This window comes from Campylobacter sp. CH246, assembly GCF_004378835.1.
GTDB lineage: Bacteria > Campylobacterota > Campylobacteria > Campylobacterales > Campylobacteraceae > Campylobacter_D > Campylobacter_D jejuni.
The window spans coordinates 1-203 of the sequence record NZ_RYYA01000043.1 but is presented as its reverse complement, the minus strand read 5'-3'; the positions used below and the strand labels follow the sequence as shown (position 1 = coordinate 203).

At 24.6% G+C, this 203-nt stretch carries 1 pseudogene; it reads right to left on the bottom strand.

Annotated elements, in window-relative coordinates:
- A pseudogene (locus ELQ06_RS08610) lies at positions 1 to 203 on the bottom strand (DUF115 domain-containing protein); the annotation flags it as partial.

The window sequence follows — 203 nt, the reverse complement described above, 5'->3', positions numbered from 1 at the left end:
AATAAAATTCCATTTCCAAAACCATAAAAATATAATACAGGATAAAGTAGATATTTATCATTATAAGTGTTTAGCATAGTTTGCAACTCTTTAATGGGATCTTGATAAAGTAAATTTTCATTATACCCCCCCCCCATTATTTTTTATACTTGTATCTTTTAAATTGATATCTAGATTATCTTTACCTAAGATAAGTTCAAATT